18 protein-coding genes are annotated in these 18,423 nt (G+C 64.4%); 12 read left to right on the forward strand and 6 right to left on the reverse strand.

Annotation, left to right across the window (positions count from 1 at the left end):
- Positions 1-10: 10 nt before the first annotated feature.
- The gene (locus FYK34_RS11120; protein ID WP_149296446.1) at positions 11-427 is read right to left on the reverse strand and encodes an ExbD/TolR family protein; all 417 of its coding nucleotides are present in this window, start codon (positions 425-427) and stop codon (positions 11-13) included.
- Positions 428-429: 2 nt separating this feature from the next.
- Positions 430-1,044, reverse strand: a complete 615-nt coding sequence (locus FYK34_RS11125) for a MotA/TolQ/ExbB proton channel family protein (RefSeq protein WP_149296448.1) — start codon at positions 1,042-1,044, stop codon at positions 430-432.
- Between the two features lie 280 nt (positions 1,045-1,324).
- On the opposite strand from FYK34_RS11125, the gene FYK34_RS11130 reads away from it, so the two are divergent.
- Positions 1,325-1,783 carry a DUF4442 domain-containing protein gene (locus FYK34_RS11130; protein ID WP_149296450.1) on the forward strand — a complete coding sequence of 153 codons (459 nt, stop codon included), beginning with the start codon at positions 1,325-1,327 and terminating at the stop codon, positions 1,781-1,783.
- A gap of 66 nt (positions 1,784-1,849) precedes the next feature.
- Here the strand turns inward: FYK34_RS11130 and FYK34_RS11135 are convergent, their stop codons facing one another.
- Positions 1,850-2,146, reverse strand: coding sequence for an ArsR/SmtB family transcription factor (locus tag FYK34_RS11135; RefSeq protein WP_149296452.1), 297 nt, complete (start codon positions 2,144-2,146; stop codon positions 1,850-1,852).
- A 107-nt stretch (positions 2,147-2,253) separates the two neighbouring features.
- On the opposite strand from FYK34_RS11135, the gene gpmI reads away from it, so the two are divergent.
- From gpmI to ettA, 8 genes are all read left to right on the forward strand, one after another.
- The gene (gene gpmI / locus FYK34_RS11140) at positions 2,254-3,777 is read left to right on the forward strand and encodes a 2,3-bisphosphoglycerate-independent phosphoglycerate mutase (RefSeq protein WP_149296454.1); all 1,524 of its coding nucleotides are present in this window, start codon (positions 2,254-2,256) and stop codon (positions 3,775-3,777) included.
- 72 nt (positions 3,778-3,849) lie between these two features.
- The gene (locus FYK34_RS11145) at positions 3,850-5,184 is read left to right on the forward strand and encodes a murein hydrolase activator EnvC family protein (protein WP_149296456.1); all 1,335 of its coding nucleotides are present in this window, start codon (positions 3,850-3,852) and stop codon (positions 5,182-5,184) included.
- A gap of 43 nt (positions 5,185-5,227) precedes the next feature.
- The gene (locus FYK34_RS11150; protein WP_149296458.1) at positions 5,228-6,637 is read left to right on the forward strand and encodes a S41 family peptidase; all 1,410 of its coding nucleotides are present in this window, start codon (positions 5,228-5,230) and stop codon (positions 6,635-6,637) included.
- Between the two features lie 142 nt (positions 6,638-6,779).
- Positions 6,780-8,087: an amino-acid N-acetyltransferase gene (argA, locus tag FYK34_RS11155; RefSeq protein WP_149296460.1), complete on the forward strand. Its 1,308-nt coding sequence runs from the start codon at positions 6,780-6,782 to the stop codon at positions 8,085-8,087.
- 96 nt (positions 8,088-8,183) lie between these two features.
- Positions 8,184-8,456: an oxidative damage protection protein gene (locus tag FYK34_RS11160; protein WP_103318663.1), complete on the forward strand. Its 273-nt coding sequence runs from the start codon at positions 8,184-8,186 to the stop codon at positions 8,454-8,456.
- A gap of 68 nt (positions 8,457-8,524) precedes the next feature.
- Positions 8,525-10,600 carry a polyphosphate kinase 1 gene (gene ppk1, locus FYK34_RS11165; RefSeq protein WP_149296462.1) on the forward strand — a complete coding sequence of 692 codons (2,076 nt, stop codon included), beginning with the start codon at positions 8,525-8,527 and terminating at the stop codon, positions 10,598-10,600.
- Between the two features lie 3 nt (positions 10,601-10,603).
- A complete protein-coding gene (locus FYK34_RS11170; protein WP_149296464.1) occupies positions 10,604-11,083 on the forward strand; it encodes a DUF456 domain-containing protein in 480 nt (159 codons plus the stop codon).
- Positions 11,084-11,192: 109 nt separating this feature from the next.
- Complete coding sequence (ettA, locus tag FYK34_RS11175) at positions 11,193-12,860, forward strand: energy-dependent translational throttle protein EttA (protein WP_149299927.1); 1,668 nt, start codon at positions 11,193-11,195, stop codon at positions 12,858-12,860.
- Positions 12,861-12,906: 46 nt separating this feature from the next.
- Here the strand turns inward: ettA and FYK34_RS11180 are convergent, their stop codons facing one another.
- Positions 12,907-13,638 carry a substrate-binding periplasmic protein gene (locus FYK34_RS11180; protein WP_168209716.1) on the reverse strand — a complete coding sequence of 244 codons (732 nt, stop codon included), beginning with the start codon at positions 13,636-13,638 and terminating at the stop codon, positions 12,907-12,909.
- Positions 13,639-13,683: 45 nt separating this feature from the next.
- Between FYK34_RS11180 and FYK34_RS11185 the strand changes: the two genes are divergently transcribed.
- The 3 genes from FYK34_RS11185 (at position 13,684) to FYK34_RS11195 (ending at position 16,749) form a co-directional block, all read left to right on the forward strand.
- Positions 13,684-14,376, forward strand: a complete 693-nt coding sequence (locus FYK34_RS11185; protein WP_231137244.1) for a peptidoglycan DD-metalloendopeptidase family protein — start codon at positions 13,684-13,686, stop codon at positions 14,374-14,376.
- A 44-nt stretch (positions 14,377-14,420) separates the two neighbouring features.
- A complete protein-coding gene (locus tag FYK34_RS11190; RefSeq protein WP_149296469.1) occupies positions 14,421-15,614 on the forward strand; it encodes a DUF1615 domain-containing protein in 1,194 nt (397 codons plus the stop codon).
- 106 nt (positions 15,615-15,720) lie between these two features.
- Positions 15,721-16,749, forward strand: a complete 1,029-nt coding sequence (locus FYK34_RS11195; protein WP_149296471.1) for a DUF475 domain-containing protein — start codon at positions 15,721-15,723, stop codon at positions 16,747-16,749.
- Between the two features lie 82 nt (positions 16,750-16,831).
- Here the strand turns inward: FYK34_RS11195 and FYK34_RS11200 are convergent, their stop codons facing one another.
- Positions 16,832-17,557 carry a hypothetical protein gene (locus FYK34_RS11200; RefSeq protein ID WP_149296473.1) on the reverse strand — a complete coding sequence of 242 codons (726 nt, stop codon included), beginning with the start codon at positions 17,555-17,557 and terminating at the stop codon, positions 16,832-16,834.
- A 152-nt stretch (positions 17,558-17,709) separates the two neighbouring features.
- A complete protein-coding gene (locus FYK34_RS11205) occupies positions 17,710-18,342 on the reverse strand; it encodes a hypothetical protein (RefSeq protein ID WP_149296475.1) in 633 nt (210 codons plus the stop codon).
- Positions 18,343-18,423 lie beyond the last annotated feature (81 nt).

The raw sequence follows: 18,423 nt of genomic DNA on the forward strand, positions 1-18,423 counted from the left end.
CGCTCCGGGCTTACTGCAGGTTCTGCGTGGCAAAGGTCAGCTGCGACAACCCTGCCTCGCGCGCGGCTTCCATCACGGTGATCACCGACTGGTGGGTGGATTTGGCGTCGGCATTGACCACCACCACCACGTCGCTCTTGCCCGCGGCGTCGGCCTTGAGCCTGGCCAGCAAGCCGGCCTTGTCGCCGCTGGCCAGTTTGGCGTCGTTCACCGCCATCGCGCCATCGGCCGCCACCGCGACATTGATCTCCGTGGTTTTGTTCTTCTGCTGCTCGCCCTGGGCGCTGGGAAGATTGATCTTGAGTTCGGAAAAGTGGGAATAGGTGGTGGTGACCATCAGGAAGATCAGGATCACCAGCAGCACGTCGATCAAGGGAATGAAATTGATCTCCGGCTCGTCCCGGCCGCGTCCGCGACGGAAATTCATGCTCAGCCCCCGTTCTTGCGCTCGCCGTGCACCACTTCCACCAGCTTGATGGCTTGCGCCTCCATTTCCACCAACAGGCCATCCACCTTGGAGCGGAAATAGCGATAGAACATCATGCTGGGAATGGCCACGATCAGGCCAAAGGCGGTGTTGTACAGCGCGACGGAGATGCCGTGGGCCAGTTGCTGCGGATTGGCGCCGTTGCCGTTCTGCGAGCCGAAAATTTCAATCATGCCGATCACGGTGCCCAGCAGGCCCAACAGCGGCGCCATCGCGGCGATGGTGCCCAGCGAAGTCAGCAGGCGTTCCAGCTGGTAGGCCACCTGGCGGCCTTCGTCTTCAATGGACTCCTTCATCACCTCGCGGCTGCCGTGCACATTGCGCAAGCCGGCCGCGAACAAGCGCCCCAGCGGAGAATGGCGCTGCAGCTTCTGCAACAGATCATCGCGGTCGCCCACGCGGCGGTATTCCTGCAGCGTCTGCGCCAGCAAGCCTGCCGGCACTACCGCGCCGCGCCGCAGCGTGAACAGGCGCTCCAGGATGATGGCCAGCGACACCACCGACGCCGCGATAATGGTCCAGATCGGCCAGCCGGCCGCCTCAACGATAGCCCACACGAAGCAATCTCCGTAATTGATACAAACGATAGACTTTATTACCTCAACCGATGTGAGGCAACCTTGCGACCGGAAAAATTCCCCAGTATTGCCGCTTTTTTGGGCAAACCCAGCGAAAAGCCCTGTCCACCGGCACCTTCCACAACTTATCCACAAAGTTATTCCGCGATTGTTGTGGATAAATTTCAGCGCATGAACCACGCGCGCCATGCATGCCGGCATTGACATGGATCAAAGCTTTGCCGACGATGACGCATCCAAACAATCGTTTGAATGAATCATGAACCTGCCCATCTGGCTGATCAAACTGCTGTTCAATCTGTGGCCGCCCTTCCTTGGCGCCGGCATCCGCGTGCATAAGCTGTCGCCTGATTTCCGCCAGGCCGAAGTCAGGCTCAGGCTGGGCCTGGGCAACCGCAACTACGTCGGCACCCATTTCGGCGGCAGCCTGTACGCGATGACCGACCCGTTCTACATGCTGATGCTGCTGCGCCAGCTCGGCAACGACTACTACGTGTGGGACAAGGCCGGTCGCATCGACTACCTCAAGCCCGGCCGCGGCGTGGTCCGCGCCCTATTCCATCTGTCCGACGCGCAGCTGGCGGACATCCGCGCGCAAACCGCCGACGGCGGCAAGCACCTGCCGGAAATGACGGTGGAAATCCGCGACGCCGACGACGAGCTGGTGGCCACCGTGCACAAGACGCTCTACGTGCGCAAGAAGCCCGACCGGCGCTGAGCCGCTGCCGCATGCGAAAAAGCCGCTTCCAGGGAAGCGGCTTTTTTTACCTCCGCCGGCCGGCGATCACTCGCCGAAGCCGCAGAATACCTCGCGCATCATCTTCAGCACATCCAGCGTGCGGATGTCTCCCACGCGATAGTACACACGGTTGGCATCCTTGCGCGTGCGCAAAACGCCCTTGTCCCGCATAATGGCGAGGTGCTGGGAGATATTGCTCTGGGACGTGCCAACCTGCTCGACAATGTCTTGCACGCTCACTTCCCGGTCTTCCAGCACCGATATGATCTTCAGACGCAGCGGATGCGACATGGCCTTCATCGCCCGCGAGGTCTGCTCGATCTGGTCGTCGTTGAACAGCAAAGCTTTTCTCCTAATGTAGCTTCAATTTTATTGATTTGACTGCGTGACAATAGTATCGGCAAAATCCGATACTATCAAGGTTTTCTAATATTCTGAATGCGAATGCCATGAAATCGACCACCCCGGTGTTGCTATTAATCCTCGACGGCTTCGGCCACCGCACGGAAGGCGATGACAACGCCATCCTGCACGCCAACATGCCCCACTGGAACCGCCTGCGCCAGCAGTACGCGTATGGCACCATCAATGCCTCGGAAAACTTTGTGGGACTGCCTTCCGGCCAGTTCGGCAACTCCGAGGTCGGCCACCTGAACATCGGCGCTGGCCGCATCGTGCAGCAGGACATCAGCCGCATCGACTGCGACATCGAGGACGGCCGCTTCGCATCCAATGACACGCTGCAACAAGCCATGAGCAAAGCTCAAGGCTCGGCCCTGCATGTGTTCGGCTTGTTATCCGATGGGGGTGTGCACAGCCATGAGAACCACATCCACGCGCTGATCCGCGCCGCCCAGGCCGCCGGCGTGCCCAAGATCTACGTCCACGCCTTCCTCGACGGCCGCGACACCCCGCCGCGCAGCGCCGAAACCTACCTCAAGCGCCTGGACGCGGTGCTGGCCGGCTGCCCCAACGCGCGCCTGGTCTCCGTCACCGGCCGCTACTGGGCCATGGACCGCGACAAGCGCTGGGAGCGCGTCGAGCCGGCCTACCGCCTGCTGGTGGAAGGCGAGGGCCTGTTCCACGCCGAAACCGGCCTGGAAGCGCTGCAAGCCGCCTACGCCCGCGACGAGAACGACGAGTTCGTCAAGGCCACCGGCATCGGCGCCCCGGTGAAGATGCAGGACGGCGACGTGGTGATCTTCATGAATTTCCGCGCCGACCGCGCCCGCCAGCTGACCACCGCGCTGACCGACCCGGCCTTCGACGGCTTCCCCGCCCGCCAGCCCAAGTTCGGCTGCTACGCCACCCTGACCAGCTACGGCGAAGCCTACTCGGCGCTGCCGGTGGCCTACGCGCCGCAAAAAATCAGCAACGGCATGGGCGAGTACCTGTCGTCCCAGGGCATGAAGCAGCTGCGCATCGCCGAGACCGAGAAATACCCGCACGTCACCTACTTCTTCAACGGCGGCGAAGAGCAGGTGTATCCGGGCGAAGACCGCATCCTGGTGCCCTCGCCCAAGGTGGCCACCTATGACCTGCAACCGGAAATGAGCGCCGGCGAAGTGACCGACAAGATCGTCGCCGCCATCCAGTCCGGCCAGTACCAGGCCATCTTCTGCAACTACGCCAACGGCGACATGGTGGGCCACAGCGGCGTGTTCGACGCCGCGGTCAAGGCCGTGGAAGCGCTCGACGGCTGCATCGAGCGCTGCGTGGAAGCCATGCTGGCCGCTGGCGGCGAGGTGCTGATCACCGCCGACCACGGCAACTGCGAGCAGATGTACGACAGCGAGCACCATCAGCCGCACACCCAGCACACCACCAACCAGGTGCCCTTCCTGTACATCGGCCGCCCGGCCAAGATTCGCGCCGGCGGCTCGCTGCGCGACATCTCGCCGTCGCTGCTGGCGATGATGGGCCTGGAACAACCGGCCGAGATGACCGGTCAATCGCTGATCGACTTCCAATAATCGCCCCGTAGCAGCGGCGGCCATGTTGACGCATGGCCGCCGCTCTTGCCTTAAGCGAAAGAAAACAAGGGAATGAAACGCTATCTCCTGCTGGCCTTGCTGGCCGGCGCCGCCCAGGCGGCCAACACGCCCACCCCCGCCCTGTCCGTCGCCCCGCACCAGCAGGACCTGAAGAACGTGCGCAAGGAAATCGACAGCCTGAAGAAGGACCTGGCGCAGAAGCAGTCCATCAAGCAGGAGGCGCAATCCGCCATCCAGGAGTCCGAGCAGGCGCTCAGCCAGACCCGCCAGGCGCTGGCCACGCTGGAGCAGAAGCAAAGCCGCTCCGAACAGCAGCTGGAAGAGCTGCGCGCCCAAATCGAGCAGACGCGCGCCAAGCTGGCGCATACCCGCGAACGCGTGGGCCAGATGCTGGTGCGCCAATACAAGAACGGCCAGCACGATGCGATGAAGCTGATGCTGAATGACGGCGATCCCAACCAGACCGCGCGCGACCTGACGTACTACCAGCACATCGCCCGCGCCGAACAACTGCTGGTGCAGCAATTGCTCAGCCAGCAGCAGCAGCTGGAGACGCTGTCCGCGCAGCTGGAGCAGGAACTGGCGCGGCTGAACCATCTATCCAGCCGCAAAACCCAGGAAAAAAGCCAGCTGGAGCAAGGCAAGAGCCAGCAAGTGCAGCAACTGAACAAGGTAACCGGCGAAATCAAGCAAAGCCAGACCAAGCTGACCCAGCTGCAAGAAGACGAGAAACGCCTGTCCAACCTGATCGCCCAGATCAACCGCGAGATCCAGCACCGCAAGGCGGAGGCCGCGCGCAAGGCCGCCGAGGCGCGCAAGGCCAAGCTGGCCGCCGCCCGCGAAGCCGCGCGCAAGGAAAATGAACGCCGCCGCAAGCTGGCCGAACAGGCCAAGAAGCAAGGCAAGCCGGTGCCGGAAGAAGCCAAAAAGCAGGTAGTGGTCAAGGAAGAGCCGGCCCAGCAAGTCGACGATGTCGCCGACGACAGCGCCGCCGGCCGCGCCTTCGCCAGCCTGCAAGGCAAGATGAAGCTGCCGGTGGCGGGCCAGATCGCCGGCGGCTACGGCAAGATGCGCCGCGAAGGCACCACCTGGAAGGGCGTGTTCATCCGCAGCGCCGTCGGCCAGCCAGTACACAGCGTGGCCGATGGCACGGTAGTATATGCGGATGAGCTGCGCGGCTATGGCAAAGCGGTTGTCATTGACCATGGCGGCAACTACATGACTGTCTACACTGGGCTGTCCGCCATCGCCAAGTCGAATGGCAGCAGCGTCAAGGCCGGTGACACACTCGGCAACACTGGTACACTGGACAACGGAGAGGCCGGACTGTACTTTGAGATCCGGCATCTGGGTCGCACCCTCAACCCGCAGGCCTGGACACGCTAAGGTGCCGGGTACGGAGAATCAGCAAAGCATGAGCAGCCAAAGAATGAAAAAAATCGCCTGGTTGGTGGCAGGAGCCATGGCCGGCGGCATCCTGACCCTCAGCATGCAGGCGCTGGCCGACAAGGAAGCCTCGCCGCTGCCGCTGAACGAGCTGCGCACCTTCGCCGAGGTGTTCAGCCTGATCAAGCAGAGCTATGTCGAGCCGGTGGACGACAAGAAGCTGATTGACGAGGCGATCAAGGGCATGTTGACCGGCCTGGACCCGCATTCCGACTACATGACGCCGGAAGAATTCAAGGAACTGCGCGAAGGCACGCAGGGCGAGTTCGGCGGCCTGGGCATCGAGATCGGCGCCGAAGACGGCCTGGTCAAGGTGGTGTCGCCCATCGAGGACACCCCGGCGCAGAAGGCCGGCATCAAGAGCGGCGACCTGATCATCAAGATCGACGACACGCCGGTGCGCGGCCTGTCGCTGAACGACGCCGTGAAGAAGATGCGCGGCAAGCCGGGCACCAAGGTGACGCTGACCATCGCCCGCAAGAACGAAACCAAGCCGCTGGTGTTCACGCTGGCGCGCGCCATCATCAAGACCAAGAGCGTCAAGTACAAGATGCTGGAGCCGGGCTACGGCTATGTGCGCATCGCCCAGTTCCAGGAGCACACCGCCGAGGACCTGGCGGCCGGCCTGCACAAGCTGTACCAGGACAACAAGCAGCCGCTGAAGGGCCTGGTGCTGGACCTGCGCGACGACCCGGGCGGCCTGCTCAACGGCGCCGTCGGCGTGGCCGCCGCCTTCCTGCCCAAGGACAAGCTGGTGGTCTACACCGAGGGCCGCACGCCGGACGCCAAAATGCGCCTGACCGCCACGCTGCAGAACTACGCGCGCCAGAACGGCAGCGACCCGCTGGCCAAGCTGCCGCCCCAGGCGCGCAATGTGCCGATGGTGGTGCTGGTCAACGGCGGCTCCGCCTCGGCCTCGGAAATCGTCGCCGGCGCCTTGCAAGACCAGAAGCGCGCGGTGCTGGTGGGCACCCAGACCTTCGGCAAGGGCTCGGTGCAGTCCATCCTGCCGCTGGGCAGCCAGGGCGGCATCAAGCTGACCACGGCGCGCTACTTCACGCCTAGCGGCCGCTCCATCCAGGCCAAGGGCATCACGCCGGACGTGGTGGTGGAAGACGCCACCTTGACCGCCGCCGACCAGGCGCTGCGCGTGCGCGAGGTGGACCTGGAAAACCACCTGGCCAACCCCAATGGCGACGACAAGCCGGCCAAGGCCGCCAAACCGGCGCCCCGGCTGGTGGCGCCGCCGCAGGACAAGGGCGCGGAGCCGGCCAAGCCGGACGCCGGCAGCCAGTTCGGCCCGCGCGAACCCAGCGTCAAGAACGACTACCAACTGTCGCAAGCCTTGAATGTGCTAAAGGTTCAGCAAATCCTGGAAAAGCGCGCCAACTAAGCCTTGCCGCGCCGCGCCAAACGCCGCCCAACCGGGCGGCGTTTTTTGTTTTGCCCCCGCGCCGTCCCGTACGATCCGAAACACGGCGCGGCATCAATCCTGATATGCTTGATGGTTGTTCTACCGGCCGGAGACCGCCGCCATGCTCAACAGCGAATTCGTCCTCACCTTCCGCGAAGCCGCGCCCTACATCAACGCCTACCGCGGCAAAACCTTCGTGCTGGCCCTGGGCGGCGAAAGCCTGATCGACGGCGACTTCTCCAGCATGGCGCAGGACATCAACCTGCTGGTCAGCCTGGGCGTGCGCATCGTGCTGGTGCACGGCATCCGGCCGCAGATCGAAGCGCTGCTCAAGCGCCTGGGCATCGCCCGCATGTTCCACCGCGACCGCCGCGTCACCGACGCGGCCACCATGGACGCGGTCAAGCAGGCCGCCGGCGCCACCCGCCACGACGTGGAGGCGCGCCTGTCCATGGGCATGCCGCATTCGCCCATGCACGGCGCCCACCTGCGCGTGGCCGGCGGCAACTTCGTCACCGCCCAGCCGCTGGGCGTGCTGGACGGCGTGGACATGCAATACACCGGCCAGGTGCGCCGGGTGGACGCCGCAGCCATCCGCCAGCGCCTGGACGCCGGCGAGCTGGTGCTGCTGACGCCGGTGGGCTATTCGCTGACCGGCGAGAGCTTCAACCTGACCATGGAAGAGCTGGCCACCCACGTCGCCATCGCGCTGAAAGCCGAGAAACTGATCTACGTGGTGGAGGGCCGCGGAGTGGTGGAGCGCGACGGCCAGTTGATCAGCTCGCTGACCTCGCTCCAGGCCGAGGAAATGCTGGAGGCAGGCAGCCTGCCCGAAGACGTGGCCGCTTACCTGCCCTACTGCATCCGCGCCACGCGCGAAGGCATCCCGCGCGCCCACTTGGTCAGCCGCCATCAGGACGGCGCGCTATTGCTGGAACACTTCACGCGCGGCGGCAACGGCACCATGATCGCGCGCGATCCCTTGGTGCGCGTGCGCCATGCCAGCATAGAAGACGTCGGCGACATCCTGGCGCTGATTCAGCCGCTGGAGGAGCAAGGCATTCTGGTGCGCCGCAGCCGCGAGCGGCTGGAAGTGGAGATAGGCGAATACTCGGTGCTGGAGCACGACGGCAAGATCTACGGCTGCGTGGCCATGCACCCCTTCCCCGAAGCCGAAACGGCGGAGCTGGCCTGCCTGGCGGTGTCGCCGGCCAAGCGCGACGGCGGCTTTGGCGAGATGTTGCTCAAACACGTGGAATACCAGGCGCGCACCCGCGGCCTGCAGTCGCTGTTCGTGCTGACCACGCAAACCTCGCACTGGTTCGTGGAGCGCGGTTTCGCCGAGGCGGACAAGAGCTCCTTGCCGCTGGCCCGCCAGCAGTTCTACAACTATCAGCGCCGTTCCAAGGTGTTTGTAAAACAGCTGTAACACAGTGTAGCCATGATGCCGCCACGGTTGGAACGGCGCGCCCGCTGTGACACAATAGCCCGCTGTGCCAATCAAAATACAAGCAAGGATTAAGCGATGAGCAGAACCGTCAATTGCGTCAAGCTGGGCCGCGAAGCCGAAGGCCTCGACTTTCCGCCGCTGCCGGGCGAACTGGGCAAGCGCGTTTTCGAGAACGTGTCCAAGGAAGCCTGGCAGGGCTGGCTGCGCTACCAGACCATGCTGATCAACGAAAACCGCCTCAGCCTGGCCGACGCCCGCGCCCGCCAGTACCTGGCCTCCCAGCTTGAGGCCTACTTCTTCGGCGCCGGCGCCGACGCGCCGGCGGGCTACACGCCGCCGCAGAACTAATCGCGAAATCCAGCCCTCCAAGTGAGGGCTTTATTGTCTCCACCTTCGAAATTTGGCTCACACACCGTATGTCACAATCGCAAGACCTGCTGCTGAACCGTGAACTGGGACTGATAGAATTCAACCGCCGCGTATTGGCCCAGGCGGAAGACCCCAATCTGCCGCTGCTGGAGAGGCTGAAGTTCCTGTGCATCGTCTCCTCCAACCTGGACGAATTCTTCGAAGTGCGCGTGGCCTGGCTGCAGGACGCCGCCCACGCCACGCCGGACCGCATCCTGGCCGACGGCTCCACGCCCGAGCAGGCCCTCGCGAAAGTGTCCCGCGCCAGCCACCAGCTGGTGCGCGAGCAATACGCCGTGATGAGCGAGGTGCTGTTCCCGGCGCTGCGCGAGCAAAACATCATTTTCCTGCGCCGCAGCGAATGGACGGAGCAACAGCAGGAGTGGGTGAAGAATTACTTCTTCCGCGAGCTGATGCCCATCCTGACGCCCATCGGCCTGGACCCGTCCCACCCCTTCCCCAAGGTGCTGAACAAGTCGCTGAACTTCGCGGTGGAGCTGGAGGGCCGCGACGCCTTCGGCCGCGCCTCCGGCACCGCCATCGTGCAGGCGCCGCGCATCCTGCCGCGCGTGATCAAGCTGCCGGCCGAGGTGTGCGACGGCCACTCGCATTGCTTCGTCTTCCTGTCGTCCATCCTGCACTCGCATGTGCATGAGCTGTTCCCCGGCATGACGGTCAAGGGCTGCTACCAGTTCCGCGTGACGCGCGACAGCGAGCTGTCCGTCGAAGACGACGACTTCAAGAACCTGCGCACCGCGCTGCAGGGCGAATTGCGCCAGCGCCAGTTCGGCGACGCCGTGCGGCTGGAAATCGCCGACACCTGCCCGCAGCACATGGAATCCTTCCTGCTGACCCAGTTCAATCTGCAGCCGCGCGACGTCTACCGCGTCAACGGCCCGGTGAACCTGGTTCGGCTGATGCAGGTGCCGGACCTGGTGGACCGCTCCGATTTGAAATTCGCGCCGTTCACCCCCGCGCTGCCGGCCAATCTGCAAAAGAAGTCCAAGTCCTCCCTGTTCGAGGTCATCCGCAAGGGCGATGTGCTGCTGCACCACCCCTACCAAAGCTTCCAGCCGGTGATCGACTTCCTGACCCAGGCGGCGACCGACCCGCACGTGGTGGCGATCAAGATGACGGTGTACCGCACCGGCACCGACTCGGTGCTGATGGAGTCGCTGATCGCCGCCGCCCGCGCCGGCAAACAGGTGACCGTGGTGGTGGAGCTGATGGCGCGCTTCGACGAAGAAGCCAATATCAGCTGGGCCAGCCGCCTGGAAGACGCCGGCGCCCACGTGGTGTATGGCGTGATCGGCTACAAGGTGCACGCCAAGATGCTGATGGTGGTGCGGCGCGAAACGCACGGCCTGCGCCGCTACGTGCATCTGGGCACCGGCAACTACCACCCGCGCACCGCGCGGCTGTACACGGACTTCGGCCTGTTGACCTGCGACGAGGAAATCGCCAGCGACGTCAACGACATCTTCGTCCAGCTCACCGGCTTGGGCAGCGCCAGCAGCCTGAAGCATCTGTTCCAGAGCCCGTTCACGCTGCACAGCATGATCATGCAGTCCATCGAGCGCGAGATCGAACACGCCCAGGCCGGCAAGCCGGCGCAGATCATCGCCAAGATGAACTCGCTGCTGGAACCGCAAGTCATCCACGCGCTGTACCGCGCCAGCCAGGCCGGCGTGAAGATCCAGCTCATCGTGCGCGGCGTGTGCGCGCTGCGCCCCGGCGTGCCGGGGCTGTCCGACAACATCTCGGTGCGCTCCATCGTCGGCCGCTTCCTGGAACATCCGCGCGTGTTCTACTTCTACAACGATCACAAGGAAGACCTGCTGATGTCCAGCGCCGACTGGATGGGCCGCAACTTCTTCCGCCGCATCGAAACCTGCGTGCCCATCCTGGACGGCAAGCTGAAGCGCCGCATCATCAAGGAAGCGCTGCGGCTGTATCTGGAAGACAACGTCAACAGCTGGGACATGCAGCCTGACGGCGGCTACAAACGCCGTTCCGGGCGCGGCAAGCCGCACTGCGCGCAACAGGAGCTGCTGGCCCTGTACACCGGCCCGCAGGCGGAATAAGCGATGGCGTTACTAGGCTACCTGGCCGCCGCGCTGATGGTGGTGGCCGGCCTGGCCGGCACCATCCTGCCCGCCCTCCCCGGCCTGCCGCTGATGTTCGGCGGCCTGCTGCTGGCCTCTTGGCTGGATGGCTTCCATCACCTGGGCGCCGTCAGCCTGAGCATACTGGCAGTGTTGGCGGCGTTGGGCCTGCTGATAGACTTCGTCGCCGGCCTGTTGGGCGCCAAGGCCACCGGGGCGAGCAAGCAAGCGCTGTGGGGCGCCTTCATCGGCAGCCTGGTTGGCATGTTCCTCGGTCTGGCCGGCGTCATCCTCGGCCCCCTGGTCGGCGCGGTGATCGGCGAGTTCCTGGCTCGCAAGGACGCCTTGCAGGCCGGCAAGGTCGGCGTCGGCACTTTCATCGGTTTTATCGTCGGCGCGGTGGCCAAAGTGGCCTGCGCCTTCGCCATGCTGGCCACCGCCGCGCTGGCGCTGGTTTTCTAAATTTCATCCCCCGCGCGGCCGGCCCATGCCGGCCGTTCGGCTATCTGTTCTTGGCCGCCCGTTTTGGTAGAATCGGCGTCTAGTCATAGCAACCAATGTGAACGAATCCATGGCCCAATACGTGATGTCGATGCTCCGCGTGAGCAAGATCGTCCCGCCCAAGCGGCAAATCATCAAGGACATCTCGCTGTCCTTCTTCCCCGGCGCCAAGATCGGCCTGCTGGGCCTGAACGGCGCGGGCAAATCCACCGTGCTGAAAATCATGGCCGGGGTGGAAAAGGAGTACGACGGCGAAGTGCAGTGGCAGCCGAACCTGAACATCGGCTACCTGCCGCAGGAGCCGCAGCTCGATCCGGACAAGACCGTGCGCGAGGAAGTGGAAAGCGGCATGGGCGAAGTGATGGGCGCGCAGAAGCGCCTGGAAGAAGTGTACGCCGCCTACGCCGACCCGGACGCGGACTTCGACGCGCTGGCTGAGGAACAAGCCAAGCTGGAGGCCATCATCGCCGCCGGCGCCAACGACAACGTCGAACACCAGCTGGAAATCGCCGCCGACGCGCTGCGCCTGCCACCCTGGGACGCCAAAATCGGCCCGTTGTCCGGCGGCGAAAAGCGCCGCGTGGCGCTGTGCAAGCTCTTGCTGTCCAAGCCGGACATGCTGCTCTTGGACGAGCCGACCAACCACCTGGACGCCGAGTCCGTGGAATGGCTGGAGCAATTCCTGGTGCGCTTCCCCGGCACCGTGGTGGCCGTCACTCACGACCGCTACTTCCTGGACAACGCCGCCGAATGGATTCTGGAGCTGGACCGCGGCGAAGGCATCCCGTGGAAGGGCAACTACTCCGGCTGGCTGGAGCAGAAGGAAGCGCGCCTGGCGCAGGAAGCCAAGGGCGAGGCCGCGCGCCAGAAGGCGATGAAGCAGGAGCTGGAATGGGTGCGCCAAAACCCCAAGGGCCGCCAGGCCAAGTCCAAGGCGCGCATCGCCCGCTTCGAGGAGCTGTCCAGCTACGAAACCCAGAAGCGCAACGAAACGCAGGAAATCTTCATCCCGGTGGCCGAGCGCCTGGGCAATGAAGTGATCGAGTTCGATGGCGTGTCCAAGGGCTTCGGCGACCGCCTGCTGATCGACAACCTGAGCTTCAAGGCCCCGCCGGGCGCCATCGTCGGCATCATCGGCCCCAACGGCGCCGGCAAGTCCACGCTGTTCAAGATGATAGCCGGCAAGGAACAACCGGACAGCGGTACGGTGAAAATCGGCCAGACCGTGCAGATGGCCTTCGTCGAACAGAGCCGCGAAGGCCTGGACGGCGACAAGACCGTGTTCGAGGACGTGGCCGCCGGCGCGGACATCCTGACCGTCGGCAAGTTCGAGATGTCCAGCCGCGCTTACCTCGGCCGCTTCAACTTCAAGGGCGCGGACCAGCAGAAGAAGGTGGGCATGCTGTCCGGCGGCGAACGCGGCCGCCTGCACCTGGCCAAGACGCTGCTGAAGGGCGGCAATGTGCTGCTGCTGGACGAACCGTCCAACGACCTCGACGTGGAAACGCTGCGCGCGCTGGAAGACGCGCTGCTGGAATACGCCGGCACCGTGTTCGTGATCTCGCACGACCGCTGGTTCCTGGACCGCATCGCCACCCATATCCTGGCGGCGGAAGGCGAATCGCAATGGACCTTCTTCGACGGCAACTATCAAGAGTACGAAGCCGACAAGAAGAAGCGCCTGGGCGAGGAAGGCGCCAAACCCAAGCGCCTGCGCTACAAGCCGATCAGCCGCTGATCCGCAAGCCGATCCAGCCCCCGCGCCGCGGGGGCTTTTTCATGTTTCAATCCAGATAACGCGCCGTGATGCGCTCCAGCTCCCCGCTCTCCCGCAATTGGCGAAACGCATCGGCCAGCCGCTTAGCGGCCTCGTCCGGCATGCGCTTGCCGCAGGCAATATAAATTTGGGTTTCCTGCAGACGCAAGACCTCCTGGATCGCCACGGCCTTGCGCCCTTGCTGCTTCACCAAATAGCGCGCGACCGGGCTATGCACGGCCCAGGCGTCCGCCACGCCCAGGCTCAGCTCGCGATAGCCGTCCTTCGCGGCGGGCAGCTCAGCAAACTCCACCTGATGCTGCCGCAGCCACTCCGCCATCGACGACCCCAATAGCGCCACCACGCGCTTGCCCTTCAGGTCCGCCAGGGAGTGGATGCCCTGGACATTGCCGGCCCGCACGAACAGAGACTGCCCGCTGCTGTCGATCACGGCTATCCAGCGGTATAAATCCTCGCGCTTGGGCGAGCGGGTCAAGGGCAGCAGGCAGGCGTACTCGTCGCCCTGCACCTGCAGTTGCGCGCGCTTCCACGGCACATCCATCCATTGTCCCTGCATGCCGGCCTTGGCCAGCGCCGCCTGCACCGCTTCCTGGGCAATGCCGCGCTGAGCCGTGCCGGGCTCTCCGATGATAAATGGCGGATAATCCAGCGAATACAAATGAATGAGCACGGGCGACGGCGCCGCGGACCATGCCGGGGAAACCAGACAAGCCAACAGCAACCAGAACCATTTCTTCATCATCCTCTCCATCTGCGCCCCAGCGGACCGTGTAAAATGGCCATCATGTCTCTGCGATCTCTCATTCTTTGTAGCAGCTTGTGCCTGGCAGCCTGCTCCTCGCTCCCGCCTGCCGACTTGCCGGCCCCGACCGGCTACTATCGGGTGCAGGCTGGCGATACGCTGTACCGCATCGCGCGCCGGCACAAACAGAGCGTGGCCAACCTGGCTCGCTGGAACCGCCTGGCGGACCGCTCCGTGATCCAGACCGGACAGCTGCTGCGCGTGCAGCCGCCCACATCCGCCTCCGGCCAGCCTGCCAACCCGGCAAAAACCAGTCCCGCCAACCCCAAGCCGGCGCCGGTCAAGCCATCCGCGCCGCCGCCCAAGCTCACCATCAAGCTGCAATGGCCGGCCGACGGCGCCGTGCTCGCCGGCTTCGACGGCAACCGCAACAAGGGACTGGACATCGCGGGCCAAGCCGGCGACCCGGTGCGCGCCGCCGCGGCAGGCAAGGTGGTCTACGCCGGCAAAGGCATACGCGCCTATGGCAACCTGCTGATCATCAAGCACAATGAAAGCACCTTGACCGTATACGCCCATAATCAGAAGCTGCTGGCGCAGGAGGGAGACCAGGTGGTGGCGGGCCAGCAGATCGCCACCATGGGCGACTCCGGCGCCAACCGCGTCAAGCTGCATTTCGAGCTGCGCCTGGGCACCCAAGTGGTGAATCCGGCCGCCTATCTGCCGCCGCGCTGAGCCTTGGCCATGCCCGCGCTTACCTTTAGCCGGACCATAAAAAAATGAACCGCACCGTGATTCCCCTCTTGCTGGCCGCGCTGCTCGCCGGCTGCGCCGCCCCGACCAAGCCGGCCGCGCCCGTCCTCATCCCCATGCCCGAGCCGCAGCCGGCCCCCGCGCCGGCGCAACTGCCGCCCGTCGCCCCCGCCGCTCCGGCGCCCGCCCCGCTCCCGCCTCCGGCGCCACCGCCGGCGCGCAACTACGTGCCCGCGTCCGTCCCGGTAGCCGTGCGCGATCGCCAAGGCTGGATCCACGATATCGACAGCGCCTTCCGCCACTTGCGCATTCCGCCCACGGCAGAGAACGCCTGCGCCATGGCCGCGGTGATCGAGCAGGAGTCCAGCTGGCAGAGCGACCCGACGGTGCCGGGCCTGCCCAAAATCGTCTGGGGAAAAATAGAGGAGAAGGCCCATCGCTACCTGGTGCCGCTCTCCGTGGTCAAGGCGGCGCTGTTGAAGACCTCGCCCAATGGCCAGAGCTATAAGGCGCGCATCGACGCGCTGCGCACCGAGCGCGAAATGAACCTGCTGTACGAGGATATGGCGCGCGAGGCCACACAGATGGGCCTGCCCATGGACATGAAGAATCCGATACGCACCGGCGGGCCGATGCAGGTCAGCGTGGAGTTCGCCGAATCCCACGTCAAGGCCTGGCCCTATCCTTATCCGCACCGCGACAGCATCCGCCACCAGGTATTCAGCCGGCGCGGCGGCGTTTACTTCGGCGCGGCCATCCTGCTGCAATACCCGGCGCCGTATCAAGACATGAAGTACCGCTTCGCCGATTTCAACGCCGGCCGCTACAGCAGCCGCAACGCGGCGTTCCAGGCCGCGTTGGCCCGGCTCAGCGGCCGCAAGCTGGCGCTGGACGGCGACCTGCTGAACTACCAGGGCAGCCAGCCCTCCGGCAGCCAGCAGGCGGCGCTGGCCATCGCCGATCGGCTAGGCCTCAGCCGCGACGCCATCCTGCGCGATCTGAAACAGGAAAAATATTCCGCCTTTGGCCAATGCGAACTGTACCGGCGGGTGTTCACCCTGGCGGACAAGCAAGCCGGCAAGCCCCTGCCGCGCGCCCTCATGCCGCAAATCGACCTGAAAAGCCCCAAGATCACCCGCAAGCTGACCACCCAATGGTTTGCCGAGCGAGTGGACGGCCGCTACCGGCAATGCCTGTCCCGGACGGCGGCGGCGGGCTGATGCGCGCCGCCTGACGCCGTCATATAATGAACCGCAAACGGCCGGATTTCCGGCCGTTCATGCATTCAAAACAACAGCGGCAACGCCGCACTGGCTCAGGTTAATCATGCGTTCCACTTTTTCTTACTTCATCGGCTCGCTGGTCCTCAGCGCCGCCGCGCTGGCTGCGGTCGCCAGCTATGGTTTCCAGCGCGGCGGCGCCGAAACCGCCAGCGCCTTTCTGCTGACCACCGCGGTGCTGGCCGTGCTGGAAACCAGCGTCTCCTTCGACAATGCCGTGGTCAACGCCTCCGTGCTCAAGGCGATGAGCCATCGCTGGCGCCAAGTTTTCATGACCGTCGGCATCGCCGTGGCGGTATTCGGCATGCGCGTGCTGTTTCCGCTGCTGATCGTGTCCACGGCCGGCGGCGTGTCCCTGGCCGAGGCCTTCGCCGTCGCCACGGAGCAGCCCGCGCGCTACCAGCAAATCATGCACGACAGCCATTTGATGATCATGGGCTTCGGCGCCACCTTCCTGCTGATGGTGGTGATCGAATACTTCGTGCAGCATGAAAAGGACGATCACTGGCTGCCCGGCGTCGAACCGCTGCTGGCCAAGCTGGGCAGCGTGGAAAACGCGCAATCCTTGGTCACCATCTTGGTGGTGGCCACGGTGGCGGCCGGCGTGCCGGCGGGCCAGAAGCTGGCCTTCATCAGCAGCTGCTTCTGGGGCTATGTGATGTTCATGGTCTTGCATATGTTCAAGCAGCTGTTCGGCGGAGTGGACATCCAGACCGCGGCGGCCAGGAACGGCCTGATCGGCTTTGTCTATCTGGAGGTGCTGGACGCCAGCTTCTCCATGGACGGCGTGATCGCCGCCTTCGCCATCACCAATGACTTCTGGCTGATCGCCGCCGGCCTGGGCATAGGCGCGATGTTCGTGCGCTCGCTGACCCTCTACCTGGTGGAGCGCGACGTGATCGGCCAGTTCAAGTATCTGGAGGTGTCCGCGTTCTGGGCCATCGCCGCGCTGGTGGCCATCATGTTCGCCGCCGCGCTGCACGTGGAGCTGGGCGAAGTGGCCACCGGCCTGATCAGCGTCTCCATCATCGGCCTGGGCGTGCTGACCAGCCTGCCCTCGCGCCGCCGACCTTAAAAACCGCGCAGGCAAGACAAAGGCCGGGGTTCCCCCCGGCCTTTGTCCATTCCGACTCCGCGCCCCGCACGGGGCAACTTCGTCAGGCGGACGTGCTCAGCAAGGCGCCGACGCCGGCGCTGGTGCCCAGCTGATTGTTTTGCAAATTCTGGCTCAGGTTTTGCAGAAAGGTCTGCAAGGAAGCCTGCCCCTGCCCGCTGCCGCTGGAGGTGCCCAGCGCCTGCTGCAAAGTCTGAAAAGCCGACTGCAAAGTCGAACTGGCGCTATTTTGCGTGCCATTGGCGATATCCTGCAATAATTGCTGCAGATTGTTTTGCAGCCCGCTGCGGTAACCGCTGGTACCGGAAGCGCTGCCGCTCTGCGTGGCCGCGGCATCCTGATCCGGACCGCCGCTATCGGTGTCGCCGTCATTGTCGCCGCCGCCCGTCCCCTGCGCCGCCGTCCCCTGCGCGCCCTCTTGATGCAAAGCCTGGAACAAGGAATGAATGAAGGCATGCACGGCTTGCCGCTGACCGCCGCCGGCCGCGCTGACCGCGCCGCTACTGCCCGCCCCGCCAGAACCGTCGCTGCCGCCGCTGGATGAAGCGGCAGCCGTGGATGGCGGCGGCAGCAAGCCGGACTGTTGCAAGGCTTGCAGCACATCCTGCCCGAACGGCTCCCCGCCGTGATGATGATGGTGGCCGCCGCCCTGGCCTTGGACCGCGCCGCCGGATGCCAGCTGCGACGGATCCGAAGACAGGGTTTCCTGGATGTCCACCTGCGTGTACTGCAATGAGATTGAGCCGCTGCCCAGGGATCCGACCGACATGACGCTCTCCTTGACAAGACCAGACTACCCGCTCAGCTTGCGCTGATATCGGTATATCGGCCTCTTGGCGCCGCGACAAAGCGATCAAATATAAATTTCTGTTAAATCAAAGGCTTTTATGATTGGCCGCATGATCGCGCGCGCTTCCCGCTTCAACTGCGGGTATCAACCAAGGAGCCGGAACTTTGCAGCGAAGCAAGCTGGCTGCTCTGCAAATTCATCAGGTTCTGCATGAAGGTGCGCAAGGCCGCCTGCGATGAGGGTGCGCCGGCCGGGCTGCCGCCCAACGCCTGCTGCAAATCCTTGAAGGCGGCGTTCAGGCGAGTGGTGGCGTTGTTGCGCACGCCGTTGCTGACATCCTGCATCAGACGCTGCAAATTGCTCTGGAAATCGCCGGAGCCGCCGGCGCTGGGGTCTTGCTCGCTGGCATAGCCGCTGCTGTCCAGGCTTTCCGCTTGCACGGCGCGATACATCTGATTGATGAAGGTGTTGAGCGCCGTTTGCACCTGGCTGCCGGGAGAAGGCGCCAGCGCATCGAAACCGAGTATGCCGGCAACGCGGGCATAGCCGGACTGACGCGGCGCGCCGGAAACATTGAAGCCGGTGAGCTGCAAGGCCGTCACCACATTGCGGCTGAAGTCTATGCCGCCGCTGTCCTTGCTTTTCTCTTGTGGCGCATTGACCAGCGGCGGCTGATTGGCGGCGCCTTGCGCCGCCAGCACGCCAGGAGCGGATACCGGCGCAAAACGAAAAGAGTGAATGCTGTCCACCGCGCTGATTGCCATTGCCATCTCCTCGCACAGGTCCTGCCAAGCTCCGCGGCTGCCACCGGGATATTCAACTCAGACCCGCATGATTTTAAACAT

It is taken from the genome of Chromobacterium paludis (assembly GCF_008275125.1).
Taxonomy (GTDB): Bacteria; Pseudomonadota; Gammaproteobacteria; order Burkholderiales; family Chromobacteriaceae; genus Chromobacterium; species Chromobacterium paludis.